Annotated in this window: 13 protein-coding genes; 9 read left to right on the top strand and 4 right to left on the bottom strand. The window is 69.1% G+C overall.

Features of this window, described 5'->3' with window-relative positions:
• The first annotated feature begins 65 nt into the window (after positions 1-65).
• The 7 genes from ACZ63D_RS39580 to ACZ63D_RS39550 are packed head-to-tail and all read left to right on the top strand — an operon-like array spanning position 66 to position 9,468.
• A complete protein-coding gene (locus ACZ63D_RS39580) occupies positions 66-2,102 on the top strand; it encodes a molybdopterin oxidoreductase family protein (protein WP_465359456.1) in 2,037 nt (678 codons plus the stop codon).
• The gene (locus tag ACZ63D_RS39575; protein WP_465359455.1) at positions 2,099-3,523 is read left to right on the top strand and encodes an FAD-dependent oxidoreductase; all 1,425 of its coding nucleotides are present in this window, start codon (positions 2,099-2,101) and stop codon (positions 3,521-3,523) included. The genes ACZ63D_RS39580 and ACZ63D_RS39575 overlap by 4 nt, the downstream gene beginning before the upstream one ends.
• A 26-nt stretch (positions 3,524-3,549) precedes the next feature.
• Entirely contained in the window at positions 3,550-4,887 is a 1,338-nt protein-coding gene (locus ACZ63D_RS39570; protein ID WP_465359454.1) for a nitrate/nitrite transporter, read from the top strand.
• A gap of 1 nt (position 4,888) precedes the next feature.
• Positions 4,889-7,393, top strand: coding sequence for a nitrite reductase large subunit NirB (gene nirB, locus ACZ63D_RS39565; RefSeq protein WP_465359453.1), 2,505 nt, complete (start codon positions 4,889-4,891; stop codon positions 7,391-7,393).
• A complete protein-coding gene (nirD, locus tag ACZ63D_RS39560; protein WP_465359452.1) occupies positions 7,390-7,722 on the top strand; it encodes a nitrite reductase small subunit NirD in 333 nt (110 codons plus the stop codon). Before nirB ends, nirD begins: the two co-directional genes overlap by 4 nt.
• Positions 7,719-8,846, top strand: a complete 1,128-nt coding sequence (locus ACZ63D_RS39555; protein WP_465359451.1) for a uroporphyrinogen-III synthase — start codon at positions 7,719-7,721, stop codon at positions 8,844-8,846. Before nirD ends, ACZ63D_RS39555 begins: the two co-directional genes overlap by 4 nt.
• Before the next feature lie 16 nt (positions 8,847-8,862).
• Positions 8,863-9,468, top strand: coding sequence for a formylglycine-generating enzyme family protein (locus ACZ63D_RS39550; protein WP_465359504.1), 606 nt, complete (start codon positions 8,863-8,865; stop codon positions 9,466-9,468).
• Here the strand turns inward: ACZ63D_RS39550 and ACZ63D_RS39545 are convergent.
• From ACZ63D_RS39545 to ACZ63D_RS39535, 3 genes are read right to left on the bottom strand one after another with little or no spacing between them, the layout of a single operon-like run.
• Positions 9,465-10,415, bottom strand: coding sequence for a prenyltransferase/squalene oxidase repeat-containing protein (locus tag ACZ63D_RS39545; protein ID WP_465359450.1), 951 nt, complete (start codon positions 10,413-10,415; stop codon positions 9,465-9,467). The two genes, ACZ63D_RS39550 and ACZ63D_RS39545, sit on opposite strands and share 4 nt — an antisense overlap.
• 21 nt (positions 10,416-10,436) lie before the next feature.
• Entirely contained in the window at positions 10,437-11,555 is a 1,119-nt protein-coding gene (locus ACZ63D_RS39540) for a winged helix DNA-binding domain-containing protein (RefSeq protein ID WP_465359449.1), read from the bottom strand.
• An 11-nt stretch (positions 11,556-11,566) separates the two neighbouring features.
• Complete coding sequence (locus ACZ63D_RS39535) at positions 11,567-11,962, bottom strand: DUF3224 domain-containing protein (protein WP_465359448.1); 396 nt, start codon at positions 11,960-11,962, stop codon at positions 11,567-11,569.
• Positions 11,963-12,024: 62 nt separating this feature from the next.
• On the opposite strand from ACZ63D_RS39535, the gene ACZ63D_RS39530 reads away from it, so the two are divergent.
• Both ACZ63D_RS39530 and ACZ63D_RS39525 read left to right on the top strand, forming a co-directional pair.
• Complete coding sequence (locus ACZ63D_RS39530; RefSeq protein ID WP_465359447.1) at positions 12,025-13,002, top strand: helix-turn-helix transcriptional regulator; 978 nt, start codon at positions 12,025-12,027, stop codon at positions 13,000-13,002.
• A complete protein-coding gene (locus ACZ63D_RS39525) occupies positions 12,995-13,801 on the top strand; it encodes a uroporphyrinogen-III synthase (protein WP_465359446.1) in 807 nt (268 codons plus the stop codon). Before ACZ63D_RS39530 ends, ACZ63D_RS39525 begins: the two co-directional genes overlap by 8 nt.
• Here ACZ63D_RS39525 and ACZ63D_RS39520 read toward each other — a convergent pair.
• Positions 13,798-14,619: a siderophore-interacting protein gene (locus ACZ63D_RS39520; RefSeq protein WP_465359445.1), complete on the bottom strand. Its 822-nt coding sequence runs from the start codon at positions 14,617-14,619 to the stop codon at positions 13,798-13,800. The two genes, ACZ63D_RS39525 and ACZ63D_RS39520, sit on opposite strands and share 4 nt — an antisense overlap.
• Positions 14,620-14,876 lie beyond the last annotated feature (257 nt).

Genomic DNA, 14,876 nt, shown 5'->3' with positions numbered 1-14,876 from the left:
ATTTCGGCACTTTGAGGTAACACGGCCTCCTTACCGTCGGGTCATCGCCGATCCGAGGAGCGCCTTTGCCGCACGTCGACACACATTGCCCGTACTGCGCTCTGCAGTGCGGGATGCGCCTGGATGAGACCCGGGTCACGCCAAGGGATTTCCCGGTCAACGCGGGCGGTCTGTGCCAGAAGGGCTGGACCGCCGGCGCGCTGCTGGAATCCGGTGCGCGGCTGACCTCGCCGTTGCTTCGCCGAGACGGCGAACTGCGGCCGGTTTCCTGGGACGAGGCACTGGATTTCGTCGCGGATCGGCTGCGGGCTTCGCGTCAGGACCATGGTGCGGATTCGGTCGCGGTGTTCGGCGGCGGCGGTCTCACCAATGAAAAGGCTTACCTGCTCGGGAAATTCGCCCGGGTCGCGCTCGGAACGTCGCAAATCGACTACAACGGCCGATTCTGCATGTCGTCGGCCGCCGCGGCCGGGATGCGCGCGTTCGGTGTCGACCGTGGGCTTCCGTTCCCGGTCACTGATCTCGCGGGCGCGGAGGTCGTCCTGCTCGCCGGGGCGAACCCGGCCGAGACGATGCCGCCGTTCATGCAGCATCTGGACAACGCGGAACTGATCGTGGTCGACCCGCGCCGCACCCCGACCGCCGAGCGGGCCGCGTTGCATCTCGCACCAGCACCGGGGACGGATCTCGCGCTGGCCCTGGGAATTCTGCACGCGGTCGTCGCCGAGGGGCATCTGGACAAGTCCTATGTGGACCTTCGGACGTCCGGGTTCGACGAGATGTGGCGCATCGCCGCCACCTGGTGGCCGGAACGGGCCGAGCGAGTGACCGGGGTCTCGGCCGCGGATCAGCGGCGGGCCGCGGAAATGCTGGCCCGGGCGGGCAACGCGTATGTGCTTACCGCGCGTGGGACGGAACAGCACGCGTCCGGCACCGCGACCGTGGGCGGTTGGATCAGTCTCGCACTCTCGCTGGGGCTGCCCGGTCGCGCCGAGTCCGGGTTTGGCTGCCTGACCGGGCAGGGCAATGGCCAGGGCGGACGTGAGCACGGACAGAAGGCGGATCAGCTGCCCGGCTATCGCAAGATCGACGACCCGGCGGCGCGGGCGCACGTCGCTCAGGTTTGGGGTGTACCAGCGGAGAGTTTGCCGGGACCGGGACGGTCCGCGGTCGAGCTGCTCGACGCGCTGGGGGAGTCGGTCAAGGCGTTGCTGGTGTTCGGAAGCAATCCGGTGGTCTCGGCTCCGCGCTCTTCCCGAGTGCAGGACCGGTTGACCGGACTGGATCTTCTCGTGGTGGCCGACTTTGTCTTGTCGGAGACGGCGGCGCTGGCGGACGTGGTCTTCCCGGTTACGCAATGGGCCGAAGAAGAGGGCACGTTGACCAACCTCGAAGGCCGAGTCCTGCTGCGTCAACGGTCCATTGAAGCTCCGGACGGAGTGCGCAGCGATCTGTCGTTGCTGCAGGGGCTCGCAGTCCGAATTGGACAGCCAGCGGACCGTTTTCCGGACGACCCGGCGGAGGTCTTCGAAGAGCTGCGTGCCGCGTCGAAGGGCGGAGCCGCGGACTACTCCGGCGTGACGTACCAACGGCTGCGGTCCGGGGAAGCGTTGCACTGGCCGGTTCCGGCCGAAACGCATCCCGGCACGCCGCGAATGTTTCTCGACGGTTTCGCGCATCCGGACGGGCGAGCGCGGTTCGCGGATGTCGACCACAGTGGACCCGCCGAACTTCCGGACGAGGCGTTTCCCTTGCAGGCGACCACCGGCCGAGTGCTGCAACACTACCAATCCGGCGCGCAGACTCGCCGGATCGCGGAACTGACGGCGGTCGTGCCGGAGGCGTTCGTCGAGGTGCATCCGGACACCGCGGCTCGCTCCGGACTGGCTGACGGCGACCACGCGGTGGTGCGGTCGCGCCGCGGGGAGACCGTCGCACGGGTGCGGTGTGTGCCGTCGATGCGGGCGGACCTCGTGTTCATGCCGTTCCACTTTCCCGGTGTGGCGCGGGCGAATCTGGTGACCAACCCGGCACTCGACCCGGTGAGCCGGATGCCGGAATTCAAGGTGTGCGCGGTGTCGTTGGCGAGGGCGGAAGCATGAGCGCGCGGAACGTCGTCATCATCGGTTACGGCATGGCCGGGGCACGGCTCGCGGACGAGATCCGGCGGCGTGACCCGGAAGGCGACCGGGTGCGGCTGACTGTGCTCGGCGAAGAACCGCATCCGGCGTACAACCGCGTGTTGCTGTCCACTGTGGTCGCTGGCGGAATGAGCCCGGACACGGTGCGGCTGCACGATTCCGCGTGGGCGGCACAGACGCGGGTCGAGCTGCGGCTGGGAACCCGGGTGGAGCGGATCGACGCGACGCGACGGGTGGTCTGCACGGAAACCGAGGATTTCCCTTACGACGCGGTTGTTCTCGCGACCGGAGCCGCGCCTTGGCTGCCGCCGGTGGAAGGGCTCGAACTCGGACCGGAAGTCGTCACGTTCCGGACCCTGGATGACTGCGCCCGCATTGTGGCCGCGGCACGTCCGGGCGCGCCGGTCGCGGTGCTCGGCGGCGGGTTGCTCGGACTGGAGGCGGCGCGCGGGCTGGCGGGGCGCGGAGCGAACGTCACGGTGGTGCACCCGCAACCGCATGTGCTGGAACGCCAACTGGACTCCGGAGCCGGCCGGGTGCTGGCGCGCCGGTTGGCGGAGCTGGGCGTGACGTTCCGGTTCGAGGTGACGGCTGCCCGCCACCTTCCCGGGGACGGCCTGAAACTCGACGACGGGAGTTTCGTCCCGGCGGATCTCGTGGTCGTCGCGGCCGGGGTGCGCCCGGAGACGTCGCTCGCCGAAGAAGCCGGACTCGCGGTGGATCGCGGGATTCTGGTGGACGATCTGCTTCGGACCAGCGACGGCCGGATCCACGCGCTGGGCGACTGCGCGCGGCATCCGGGTGCGCCAGCGGGGCTGGTGCAGCCCGCGTGGGAACAGGCCGCGGTGCTCGCCGACCTGCTCACCGGCGCGGACGCCACGGCGCGCTATCGCGGCACGCGGACGGTCACCCGGCTCAAAGCCCGCGACATCGACCTCGCCGCGCTTGGCGAAACGCAGGTGACCAGCGAGGACGCCACTGCCGAGGTGGTGACCTTCGACGATCCGACCGGCGGCCGGTACGGCAAGCTCGTCGTGCGCGGCGACCGCGTGACCGGGGCGATCCTGCTCGGCTTGCCAGACGCGGCGGCGACCGTGACCCAGCTGCACGACCGAGGCACGCCGGTGCCCGAAGATCGGCTCGCAGTGCTGCTCGGCCGTGCACTGCCCGCGGGCGCGCCCACGGCGGCGAGCCCGGCGGATCTTCCCGCGTCCACAGTGATCTGCCGCTGCAACGCGGTGACCAAAGGCCGCCTGATCGAAGCCTGGCGGGGTGGCGCCACCGACGCTGCCGCACTCGCCCGCACTACCCGCGCCACGACTGGATGCGGCAGCTGCCGCGACACGGTCGGCGCGGTCGCGGACTGGCTGGCCGCGCAATGACCGCCCCCGGCAACGAGGAGGACGCCATGACCCGCCGTTGGATCGAGCACTGGGATCCCGAGGACGACGAGTTCTGGGAAGCGACCGGCAAGCGCGTCGCCCGGCGCAATCTGTGGTTTTCCGTGTTTTCCGAGCACATCGGCTTTTCGATCTGGACCCTGTGGTCGGTCGTGGTGCTGTTCATGGGCCCGGCCTACGGGTTCTCCGCGGCGGACAAATTCCTGCTCGTCTCCACGCCGACGGTGGTCGGCGCGATCATGCGGATCCCGTACACCTTCGCGGTCGCGCGTTTCGGCGGTCGCAATTGGACAGTCGTCAGCGCCCTGCTGCTGCTCATCCCGACGGTGCTCACCGCCATCGTGCTGCACCCGGGCACCTCGCTCGGCACCTTCGTGCTGATGGCGGCGCTCGGCGGTGTCGGCGGCGGGAACTTCGCGTCCTCGATGGCGAACATCAACACCTTCTACCCAGAGCGGCACAAGGGCTGGGCGCTCGGGTTGAACGCTGGTGGCGGAAACCTTGGTGTCGCGGTGATCCAGCTGGTGGGGCTCCTCGTCATCGGTACCGCTGGTGCGACCGCGCCACGACTGGTGCTTTACATCTACCTCCCCCTGATCGTCATCGCCGCGACTTGCGCCGCGTTGTTCATGGACAACTTGGCCAGCGTTCGCGGTGACACCAAGGCAATGCGCGAGGTAGTCCGTTACGGACACACCTGGGTGATGTCGCTGTTGTATGTCGGGACCTTCGGTTCCTTCATCGGATACAGCTTCGCGTTCGGGTTGGTGCTGCAGAACCAGTTCGGCCGGACGCCGTTGCAAGCGGCGGCAGTGACGTTCCTCGGTCCGCTGCTGGGTTCGCTGTCCCGGCCGATCGGCGGGTGGCTGTCGGATCGCATCGGCGGCGGGCGGGTCACCTTCGCGACCTTCGGGGCGATGGCGTTGGCGACCGTGGTGCTGGTGCTGGCTTCCTCGTCGAAGTCGCTGGGGCTGTTCACCGCGGCGTTCATTGTCTTGTTCGTGCTCACTGGGATCGGGAACGGCTCGACCTACAAGATGATCCCGGCGATCTTCCAGGTGAAGGCGCGCGCGGCGATTCAGGCCGGTGCGGACGAAGCGACGGAACTGCGCAATGCGCGGCGGCTGTCCGGAGCGTTGATCGGCTTGGCCGGTGCGATCGGCGCGCTGGGCGGGTTGTTCATCAACCTGGCGTTCCGGCAGTCGTTCGCCAGCGCGCACAGCGGCGTTCCGGCATTCGTCGGATTCCTGGTCTTCTACGCGGTGTGCGTGGGTGTGACGTGGTTCGGCTATCTGCGCAAGCCGGCGGTGCGCGCGCAGGTGGCGTTGGCAGGAGCGGAGGTCTGAAATGCCTACAGTGGTGGTCGCCGGGCACGGAATGGTCGCGCACCGGTTCGTGGAGGCACTTCGAGCGGCGGACGCGGCGGGCGAATGGCGGGTAGTCGTCTTCGGCGAGGAAAACCGTCCCGCTTACGACCGGGTCGCGCTGACTTCCTATGTGGACAGCTGGGATCCGGCCGCGCTGGCGTTGCCGGGTTCGGACTACGCGGACGACGACACGGTCGATCTCCGGCTCGGCGAAGTCGTCGTGTCAGTGGATCGCGATGCGAAGACGGTGACGACGGCTTCCGGACAGGTCCAGTCGTATGACTCGCTGGTGCTGGCGACCGGTTCCCGTCCGTTCGTCCCGCCGGTGCCGGGGCGGGACCTGCCGGGCGTGTTCGTGTACCGGACGATCGAGGACCTCGACGCGATTCGCGCGGCGGCTGAACGGCAGGGTCGCGGCCGCCGGGCGGCGATGGTGATCGGCGGTGGGCTCCTCGGACTGGAGGCCGCGAAGGCGTTGCGGGACATGGGATTGTCACCGCACGTGGTGGAGATGGCACCGCGGCTGATGCCGTTGCAGGTCGACGATGGCGGCGGCGGTTTACTGCGGCGGCTGATCACGAATCTCGACGTGACCGTCCACACGGGAACGTCGACGGAGGCGATCGAGGCTGACGGGTCACGGCTGTTGGCTCGACTGGGCAATGGCACGGAACTGGACGTCGACCTGGTGGTGTTCTCCGCCGGTGTTCGGCCTCGGGACGACCTGGCCCGGCAGTCCGGTTTGGACGTTGGCGAGCGTGGTGGCGTGCTGGTCGACGCGACGTGCCGGACCAGCGACTCGGCGGTCTACGCGATCGGTGAGTGTGCGGCGGTTGAAGGCCGGGTGTACGGCATTGTCGCGCCCGGGTATGCGATGGCGGAGGTGGTCGCGGCGCAGCTCACCGGCGCGACGGCGAGCTTCCCCGAACCGGACACCGCGACGAAGCTCAAGCTGATGGGCGTGGATGTCGCCAGTTTCGGCGATGCGCACGCGGCCACCGAGGGAGCGCTGGAAGTCGCGGTGAACGACGCCGTGGCCGGTACGTACAAGAAACTCGTCGTCACCGACGATGGCCGGACGCTGCTCGGCGGAGTCCTGGTTGGCGACGCGGCGGAGTACAACACGCTGCGGGCTTTGGTCGGCCGCCCGCTGCCTGCCGACCCGGGTGCGTTGCTCGCCCCTGCTGGCGGCGGCGCGGCGGTCGGCGTGGACGCCTTGCCGGACGAGGCGCAGGTCTGTTCGTGCAACGGAGTTTCCAAGGGCACGTTGACCCGCGCGATCACCGAGGACGGCTGCGATTCGGTCGGGAAGCTGAAGGCGTGCACTCGCGCGGGGACGTCGTGCGGCTCGTGCGTGCCGATGCTGGCGAAGTTGCTGAACGCGTGCGGGGTCGAGCAGTCCAAGGCGTTGTGCGAGCACTTCACGCAGTCGCGCGCGGAGTTGTTCGAGATCATCCGGGCGACGCGGATGACGACGTTCAGCGAGGTAGTGAGCCGGTACGGCACTGGAACCGGTTGCGCGGTGTGCAAGCCCGCGGTGGCGTCGATCTTGGCGACGCTGGGCAACGGGCACATCCTCGGTGGTGAGCAGGCGTCGCTGCAGGACACGAACGACCGGTTCCTCGCGAACCTGCAGCGCAACGGAAGCTATTCGGTCGTGCCGCGGATTCCCGGCGGCGAGATCACGCCCGAGAAGCTGATGGTGATCGCTCAGGTCGCGCAGGATTTCGGGCTGTACACCAAGATCACCGGCGGACAGCGGATCGACCTGTTCGGGGCCACTGTGGACCAGTTGCCGGACATCTGGCGGCGGCTGGTCGACGCGGGGTTCGAGTCCGGGCACGCGTACGGCAAGTCGTTGCGGACGGTCAAATCGTGCGTCGGCTCGACCTGGTGCCGTTATGGCGTACAGGACAGCGTGGGGCTGGCGATCGATCTGGAACTGCGGTATCGAGGGCTGCGCTCGCCGCACAAGATCAAGGCTGGGGTTTCCGGGTGTGCGCGCGAATGCGCCGAAGCACGCAGCAAGGACTTCGGCGTGATCGCCACCGAACACGGATGGAACCTCTACGTCGGCGGCAATGGCGGAGCGACCCCGCGGCATGCGGAACTGCTGGTGTCCGATGTAGACACTGAGACTCTGGTGCGCACGATTGACCGGTTCCTGATGTTCTACGTGCGCACGGCGGACCGGTTGCAGCGCACGGCGCCGTGGATCGAGGAACTGGACGGCGGCCTCGACCACCTGCGCGCGGTGATCGTGGACGACAGCCTCGGCATCTGCGAGGACCTGGACGCGGCGATGGCGAAACACGTCGAGGGTTACACCGACGAATGGCGAGGTGTGCTGGAGGATCCGGACAAGCTGGCGCGGTTCAGTTCGTTCGTGAACGCGCCGGGGACGCCGGACCCGTCGATCTCGTTCCGGGCGGAGCGGGAGCAGAAGGTCCCGGTGCTGCTGGGTGTTCCGGAGGTGCGGCGATGACGATGACCTCATCCTGGACCGCGGTGTGCTCGGCCGCGGACATCCCGGAGTTCTCCGGGGCCGCGGCGTTGATCGACGGTCAGCAGGTCGCGGTGTTCCGTGCTGGCGATCGCTGGTACGCACTGTCCAATTGGGACCCGTGCAGTGGTGCGGCCGTGCTGTCGCGCGGGATCGTCGGCGACGCCGGGGGAGAACCGGTGGTCGCGTCCCCGGTCTACAAAGAACGGTTCTCGCTCATCAGCGGTGCGTGTCTCGACGCGGAGGGGGTTTCGGTGCCGGTGTATCCGGTTCGCGTGCGGGACGGGGTGATCGAGGTGGGATCGCCGTGACCGACGTCCGGCCGCTGGCCGGGTTCACGGTGGGAATCACGGCAGCGCGCCGGGCTGAAGAGCTGGGCGCGCTGCTTGTGCGCCAGGGCGCCGCGGTCCGCTATGGACCGGCGATCCGGATCGTGCCGCTGGCCGACGACACCGAGCTGCACGCGGCGACGATGCGGTTGCTGGAGTCGCCAGTGGACATGGTGGTGGCGACGACGAGGATCGGGTTCCGCGGCTGGATCGAGGCCGCGGAAGGCTGGGGCCTCGGTGAAAAGGTGCTCGATCACCTGTCCAACGCTTCGCTGCTGACTCGGGGTCCGAAAGCGGCCGGGGCGGTGCGGACGGCAGGCCTGGCGGAGGACTATTCGCCCGCGTCGGAGAGCAGCGCGGAGCTGCTGCAGTATTTGACCCAGTCCGGAGTGGACGGACGCCGGATCGCGGTGCAGTTGCACGGGGAGCCGCTGCCGTATTTCACCGAGACCCTTCGGGAAGCGGGTGCGGAGGTCATCGAGATCCCGGTCTACCGCTGGGTGGGCCCGGCCGATCCGGGGCCGCTCGACCGGCTGCTGGACGCGGTCTTGGAGGGCACGATCGACGCGTTGCCGTTCACGAGCGCGCCCGCTGCCGCGTCCACCGTCGCGATGGCCCGGCGGACTGGACGGCTCGCCGCGTTGATCGAGGCATTGAGCAGCCGAGTGGTCGTGGCGTGCGTGGGCCCGATCGCGGCCGGGCCGCTCGCTTCACTGGGAATCCCGACTGTCCAGCCGAGACGGTCGCGAATCGGTGCACTGGCGAGGACGGTCGCCGACGCCTTGGTCGCTGCCTCGCCGACGCTGTGTACCGCTGGTCATGTGCTGCAGATCCGCGGCACCGGCGCGTTGGTGGACGGCGAGTGGCGCGAGATCGCGCCGGCCCCGATGGCGCTGCTGCGCGCTCTCGCCCGGCAGCCCGGCCGGGTGGTCACGCGCCGGGAGCTGTCGGCCGAGCTTCCAGCCGGTGGCGAGGCGCACGCGGTGGAGACGGCGATCGGCCGGTTGCGGACTTCCCTCGGCGGCGCCGGAGTGGTGCAGACGGTGGTCAAGCGCGGCTATCGGCTGGCGGTCAATCCCGGCGACACTCCGGCGTCGATCGGCTAACCTCGGCGCGGTGCGGATGGTGCCCATTCCGCCGGGAACGGTGACGCTCACCGACCGGCGGACAGAACGTAGCTGGACAGTCGACGTGGCCGCGTTCGAGCTAGGCGCGGTCCCGGTCACTCAGGAGCACTACCGCGGCGGCGGGAACCTGCCTGCGGTCGAGGTGTCCTGGCTGGACGCGGTGCGGTTCTGCAACACACTGTCCGAACGGGACGGTCTGCCGCCCGCTTACCGCATCGAGGACGAAGTGACCTGGGACCGGTCCGCTTCCGGGTACCGGCTGCCTACCGAAGCGGAATGGGAACACGCCTGCCGCGCGGGCACCGAAGGCCCGAGGTATGGCGACCTGGATGAGATCGCTTGGTACGAAGGAAACTCCGGCGGCCGGTTGCATCCAGCTGGCGAGAAGCTCCCGAACGCCTGGGGCGTTTACGATTTGCTCGGCAACACCTGGGACTGGTGCTGGGATCTCTACGACCCGGCGGTCTACGGCGAGTATCGCGTCCTCAAGGGCGGCGGTTGGGCCGACGAACACTGGAGCGTCCGGGTGTCCGTGCGCCGGCGGAGCCATCCGACGTTCCGGGTCGACGACGTCGGCTTCCGCGTCGCGCGGTCCAGTTAGGACTGTGCGGAGTCCCACCAGGACAAAATCCGGGTGCCGTACAGCGTCAGCCATTTCGAGGGTTCCCCAGCCGGGACGTCGACCTCGAACCACATGTCACCGGGCAACCGGCCGTCTTGCAGCCAGGTACCGTCCGGCTGCCGGGCCGCGCGAATCCGCTCCACGGCGTCGGCGAGGCGCGGGTCGGGCGGAATGTCGTCGACGATGGCGGCTTCGCGGAAGTATTCGACCGCGTTGATCGCGCTGTAGTGCCACCGCACCGGGTACGCGAAGTGATCCACCCACGACGCCACCTGCTCGCCGGTCGAGAGCCGGTACAGCAGCCGGCGTTCCAGCAGGTACTCCTCGCCGGCGCGGCGGGCGGCGTGCGTCTCGTCGGTGCCACCGGTCGCGACGTCGTAGGCGAGCAAGCCCTTCACCGCGTTCAGCGTCGAGTGGAAGGACGAGCGCTTGGACCCGTCGACCCATTCGCAGTTCCAGCCGCCGTCGGCCATCTGGTGCTCGGGGAACCAGCGGGCGAGTTTCGAGACGTCCACGCCCAGCCAGCCGCCGTTCGCGAGCGTCCAGGCGTTGATGCAGACGTCGACCTCACCGTCCCAATACGGCAGATCGTGATATTCCCACCGGGAATTCTCCGCGATCAATTCCGCGGTGCGGTTGGCGCGCAGCACCGCCGGATCCATGCCCCATTCCCGCAGCATGGTGAGCGACCACGTGGTGGCCGTCCACGGCTGTCCGGTGTCCGGTCCGGGGGTGAAATCCGCCGGGAAGAAAGCGCCGCCCGCCCACTGTCCGTCCGGGTCCTGCCGCGCGAGAAGCTGCGCGCCGAAGCCCTCGGTCGCGATCTTGTGCCGGGTGGCCGTCCACACTTCGGGCGGCGCGTCCGCTAAGTCCCGTTCGACCTGCCAGCGCAGTGCCGGGTCTGAGTCCAGCAGCCATTTCAGCACGTCAGGACTCTAGCTCGCCGGTCAACCCCACGTCACGGAAAAGTCCGGATAGCCCCGCGCGGACGCGACCCGGGCGGCCTCGTCCTCGGCGGCTGTGCGGTCCGATCGGCGGAGCGGGTCGAATTCGGCCAGCGTGAAGACCAGCCGTTTGCCGGACGCCTTCATCCGCCACGTGCCCAGGATCTCGCCGTCGACTAGTAACGCGCCCGGGCTGCCGAGGATTTTCCACACCTCTTTCGCCCGCGCTTTGTCCGGAACGAGGACGGCTTTATCGCGGCCCTGCGTGTACGGATCGAGCGGCGGAAGCAGGCGTACCCCGGAGGGCGACGGCGGATTCTCCAACGCGGCTAAACGATCATTCGGAATGAAGGCCCGCCGGTTGTCCACTTTGACCTCGGTGACCGAGGAAGGCCAAGTATCGCGAACGCAAGTCTTCGCGGTGCCAGCGAAACCGGCCGCGTCACCTGGCGTCGCGGGACCGTTGAAGCGCAAATACCGTTCCAGCACCCGCGAAACCGCGGCGGGAACCGGACGCGTGGACATCCGCCCGCGATCTTCCAAAGGCGCGAGGGTCGCCGGACTCTGCCCGGCCTCGAGCCGCGCGCCACCGTGCAGGGAGGCGATTCGCATGAGCTGTTCGTGCACATGGGTCGCGTTGCAGGGACGGCACCACCGGCTGAACGCGGGCGGCAGCAGCTTGGTGATTTTGGCGCTGACCACGCCCTTGGCCATCGGCTTGGTGACCACTTTGCGAATCGCCCGCGCGGTGGTGAAAAGAATGTCCACGGGGGACACGTCCGCGGCCTGGATGTCTTTCTTCTGCCACAGCATCCGGGCCAGCGCGTCCGAATCGTCCATCGGCACCAAAGCGGATACCAGCTCAGGCAGGTCCGCGCGGCGGTGGAAATGCGGCGCGCCCCGGTGCGACCACACCAGGGCGAACCGCTGATCGTCCACAAGAGACTCCGGCGAGACCGGATCCGGCAACCGCGCGGCCAGCGAGAGCAAAGCGGTGTCGCGCATGCTGTCCTGCAAACCGAGGTCCAGCAGCGGCAGGTCGTACGGATCGGCGACGGAGCGGTGCAGCCCCTGCTCGGCGATCCGGTACGCCAGCGCTTGTTCGCGCGACACCTCCAGCATCGCGGCCTCCTTCAGAGCGTGTAGTCGAAGGTGTAGGACACGGTCGGCTCGCCGAGCACGCCGTGCACCGTCCCGCTGCCGCCGATGCCGCTCAGTTCGCCCGTCCCGGCGCCCGGCACGACCTCGAATTTCGAGCTGATGCTCTTCGGGTCGAAGCTCCACTCCTGGCGGACGATGAACGTGCCGCGGCGGCCGTCGACCGTGCCCTCGAACCGGTCGTAGCCCGGCGACGTGGTCGCGCCGCCGTCGTAGCCCTCGCCCGGGTAGTACAGCAGGTAGTCGCCGGTGGCCGCACCCTGGATCACGCCCGAGTACTCCATCGCGGCGTGCACGTAGGCGACGCGCGGGCCGCCCTCCTCGCCGCTCGCCACGTGCTCTTCCCACTTCGTCATGCCAAACGTGTTCATGCCGCTGAGTTAACCAGCCATACCTGCCATCCTGTGTCAGGTATTTCAGCCATACTTGGCGCATGCGTGCCGGACGTTTGCTGACCGTGCTTCTCCTGCTGCAGAACCGCGGCCGGATGACCGCCGAGGAATTGGCCGCTGAGCTGGAGGTTTCGGTCCGGACGGTGTATCGGGACATCGAAGCGCTGTCGGCCTCGGGCGTGCCGGTGTACGCCGACCGCGGCCGCAGCGGCGGCTACCAGCTCGTCGACGGCTACCGGACCCGGCTGACCGGCCTGAACGAGGACGAAGCCCAATCACTGGCGCTGGCCGGACTCCCGGTGGCGGCCGCCGAGCTCGGGCTCGGCACGGTGCTGGCGGCGGCGCAGCTGAAGCTGTATGCGGCCTTGCCGCAGGAGCTCCGCAGCCGGGCCGGTCGCGTCGCCGAACGCTTCTACCTCGACGTTCCCGGCTGGCATCGCGGCATCGAAAGCCTGCCGACCCTGTCCGCGGTCGCTGACGCGGTGTGGGCCGGGCGAAGGGTCCGCGTCCGTTATGAACGATGGGGACAGCGCGAGGTCGAGCGGGTGCTGGAGCCACTCGGGCTGATCCTCAAAGCGGGCAACTGGTACCTCGCCGCCCGGTGCGAGGGGACCGATCGCACCTACCGGATTTCGCGCATCCACGAGCTGACCGACCTCGGCGAGGAGTTCGAGCGACCGGCGGATTTCGACCTCGCTCGTTACTGGCAGGAGTGGTCGGAGCAGTTCGAGCGCCGGATGTACCCCCGGAAGGCGACAGTCCGCCTCTCCCCGCGGGCACAGGCTCTCGTACCGTTCTATGCGGGCAGTGTCGGCGCCCGGGCTCTTCGGGAGGCAGCCGCCGCCGGAGCGGAACCGGACGGCGACGGATGGTTGACGATCGAGCTGCCGGTGGAACCGGGAGAAGCGGCGATCGGCGAACTGCTGCGGTTCGGGCCGCATCTGGAAGTGCTCGCGCCGGCAGACCTGCGGACGGAACTGGCGGCGGCGATCCAGGAGATGGGGCAGGCGTATGGGTGAGCTGGACGGAGTGCGGATCGGCGTCACGGCCGAGCGGCGCGCGGACGACCTGATCGGCGCGTTGCTCCGGCACGGCGCGGAAGTGCGGCACGCGCCGACGATCACGATCGTCCCGCTGGCCGACGATCCGGAACTGCGCCGCGGCACCGAAGCGGTGCTCGCCGCGCCGGTCGACCTCACCGCCGTCACCACCGGGGCGGGATTCCGCGGCTGGCTCGACGCCGCCGAGGGGTGGGGGCTTCGCGAACCCCTGCTGGACATCCTGTCCAGGTCGCGCATCTTCGCGCGCGGGCCGAAAGCAGTCGGCGCGGTGCGGGGCGTTGGCCTGCGCGAGGAGTACTCCGCGCCCGGCGAGTCCAACGACGAGCTGTTCGGCGCGCTCACCGACGCCGGTGTCCACGGCGCGCGCGTGGCGCTGCAACTGCACGGCGCACCGCTGCCGGAGTACAGCGATCCGCTCGCCGCGGCCGGGGCGTCGGTGCTCGCCGTGCAGCCCTACCGCTGGCACACGCCGCCGAATCCGGAGCCGGTGTTCTCGTTGATCCACGAAGTACTGTCCGGAGAACTGGCCGCGTTGGTGTTCACCAGCGCCCCGGCCGCGACGAACTTCCTGGCACTCGCCGACGAATCCGGCCGCGGCGCGGAACTGCGCGAGACCCTGCGCGGAGGCACGGTCGTCTGCGCGTGCGTCGGCCCGGTGACCGCGGCACCGTTGGAGGCAGCCGGAATCAGCACGCTACAGCCGGAGCGGCAGCGGCTAGGCGCGTTGGTGAAGCTGGTGGTCGCGAAGCTCAGTTAGGACGCTTCGGCCTGCTGTCGTCCCGCGGCTTCTTCGCTGAGACCTTGCCGCCAGTAGCCGGTGAAGCAGATGGCTGTCTTGTCGAAGCCGCGCTCGCGCACAAGGTGTCGCCGAACCAGCTTCACGACGCCTGCTTCCCCGGACACCCACGCGTACGGCGTGCCGTTGGGCAACTCGGCCGCGCGTACGGCCTCTACGAGCGCTTCACCGTGCGTACGCGCGCCGCGGACCACCCAGTGCACCTCGACCGCACCGTTGGTCTCGAAGGTCTGTCGCTCCGCGCGGTCCGGGATCTCGACGTACACCGACGCGCGCGCCGACTGCGGCAGCCTCTCGAGAATCCCGCCGATCGCCGGCAGCGCTGTTTCGTCGCCCACTAGCAGCTGCCAGGTCGTCCCGTCGGGCACGTCGTAGAGCCCGTGCGGCCCGAGGAACGTCACCCGGCCGCCGACCTCCGCCTGCCCCGCCCAGGTCGACGCCGGGCCGCCGCTTTCCTCGTGCAGCACGAAGTCGACGTCCACCTCGCCGCTCTCCGGACGCGCCGCGCGCACCGTGTACGTCCGCATCGGCGGCCGGACGTCGTCGGGCATCGCGAGGTACCGGCGATACCAGGACAGGACGTCGCCGTCCTCCGTCTCCGCGGGCGGCAGGTGCGGCTCCTCGTCGCCGGGGAGCGGGAAGAACACCTTCACGTACGCGTCCGGCGCCACCGGGCCCGCCGCGGCGAGACCCGGGCAGTCGAAGGTGACCCGGGCCATGTGCGGGGTGACCCGCCGGACCGCGGTGACCTTGCCGGGGTGGTAAGTCAGGACGCTCATGAGGTGAGGCTAACCTAAAACGGACGCTTCGGGCTATGGCTGGAGAGGATGGCGGAGGCCACGCTTTTCGGCCCGGCGCGATCGGTGCGCCGGGGTGCTGGCCGTGGGCGCGCCGCTCCGCTCGAGTGCCGCGCCGTATTACGGTGCGGGTTTGGCAGAGGTCCGTGAAGGGCTCCCCGACGAAATCAGATTCTCAAGGAGCCCTTCACGGACGTTCGTATCGGGGAACCGCAGCGTCGGCTGGAAGCTGCCCGTCC

The organism is Amycolatopsis sp. NPDC104775, from assembly GCF_055583325.1.
Note: the sequence above shows the minus strand (reverse complement) of the source record. Positions and strands in the feature narration are given on the sequence as shown.

What these genes read in the sequence shown, in the direction of transcription:
- ACZ63D_RS39550 (WP_465359504.1), top strand. Translation starts at nt 8,863, where the DNA reads ATGGTGCCCATTCCGCCGGGAACGGTGACGCTCACCGACCGGCGGACA.
- ACZ63D_RS39540 (WP_465359449.1), bottom strand. Translation starts at nt 11,555, where the DNA reads ATGCTGGAGGTGTCGCGCGAACAAGCGCTGGCGTACCGGATCGCCGAG.
- ACZ63D_RS39520 (WP_465359445.1), bottom strand. Translation starts at nt 14,619, where the DNA reads ATGAGCGTCCTGACTTACCACCCCGGCAAGGTCACCGCGGTCCGGCGG.
- ACZ63D_RS39530 (WP_465359447.1), top strand. Translation starts at nt 12,025, where the DNA reads ATGCGTGCCGGACGTTTGCTGACCGTGCTTCTCCTGCTGCAGAACCGC.
- ACZ63D_RS39575 (WP_465359455.1), top strand. Translation starts at nt 2,099, where the DNA reads ATGAGCGCGCGGAACGTCGTCATCATCGGTTACGGCATGGCCGGGGCA.
- ACZ63D_RS39535 (WP_465359448.1), bottom strand. Translation starts at nt 11,962, where the DNA reads ATGAACACGTTTGGCATGACGAAGTGGGAAGAGCACGTGGCGAGCGGC.
- ACZ63D_RS39570 (WP_465359454.1), top strand. Translation starts at nt 3,550, where the DNA reads ATGACCCGCCGTTGGATCGAGCACTGGGATCCCGAGGACGACGAGTTC.
- ACZ63D_RS39525 (WP_465359446.1), top strand. Translation starts at nt 12,995, where the DNA reads ATGGGTGAGCTGGACGGAGTGCGGATCGGCGTCACGGCCGAGCGGCGC.
- nirB (WP_465359453.1), top strand. Translation starts at nt 4,889, where the DNA reads ATGCCTACAGTGGTGGTCGCCGGGCACGGAATGGTCGCGCACCGGTTC.
- nirD (WP_465359452.1), top strand. Translation starts at nt 7,390, where the DNA reads ATGACGATGACCTCATCCTGGACCGCGGTGTGCTCGGCCGCGGACATC.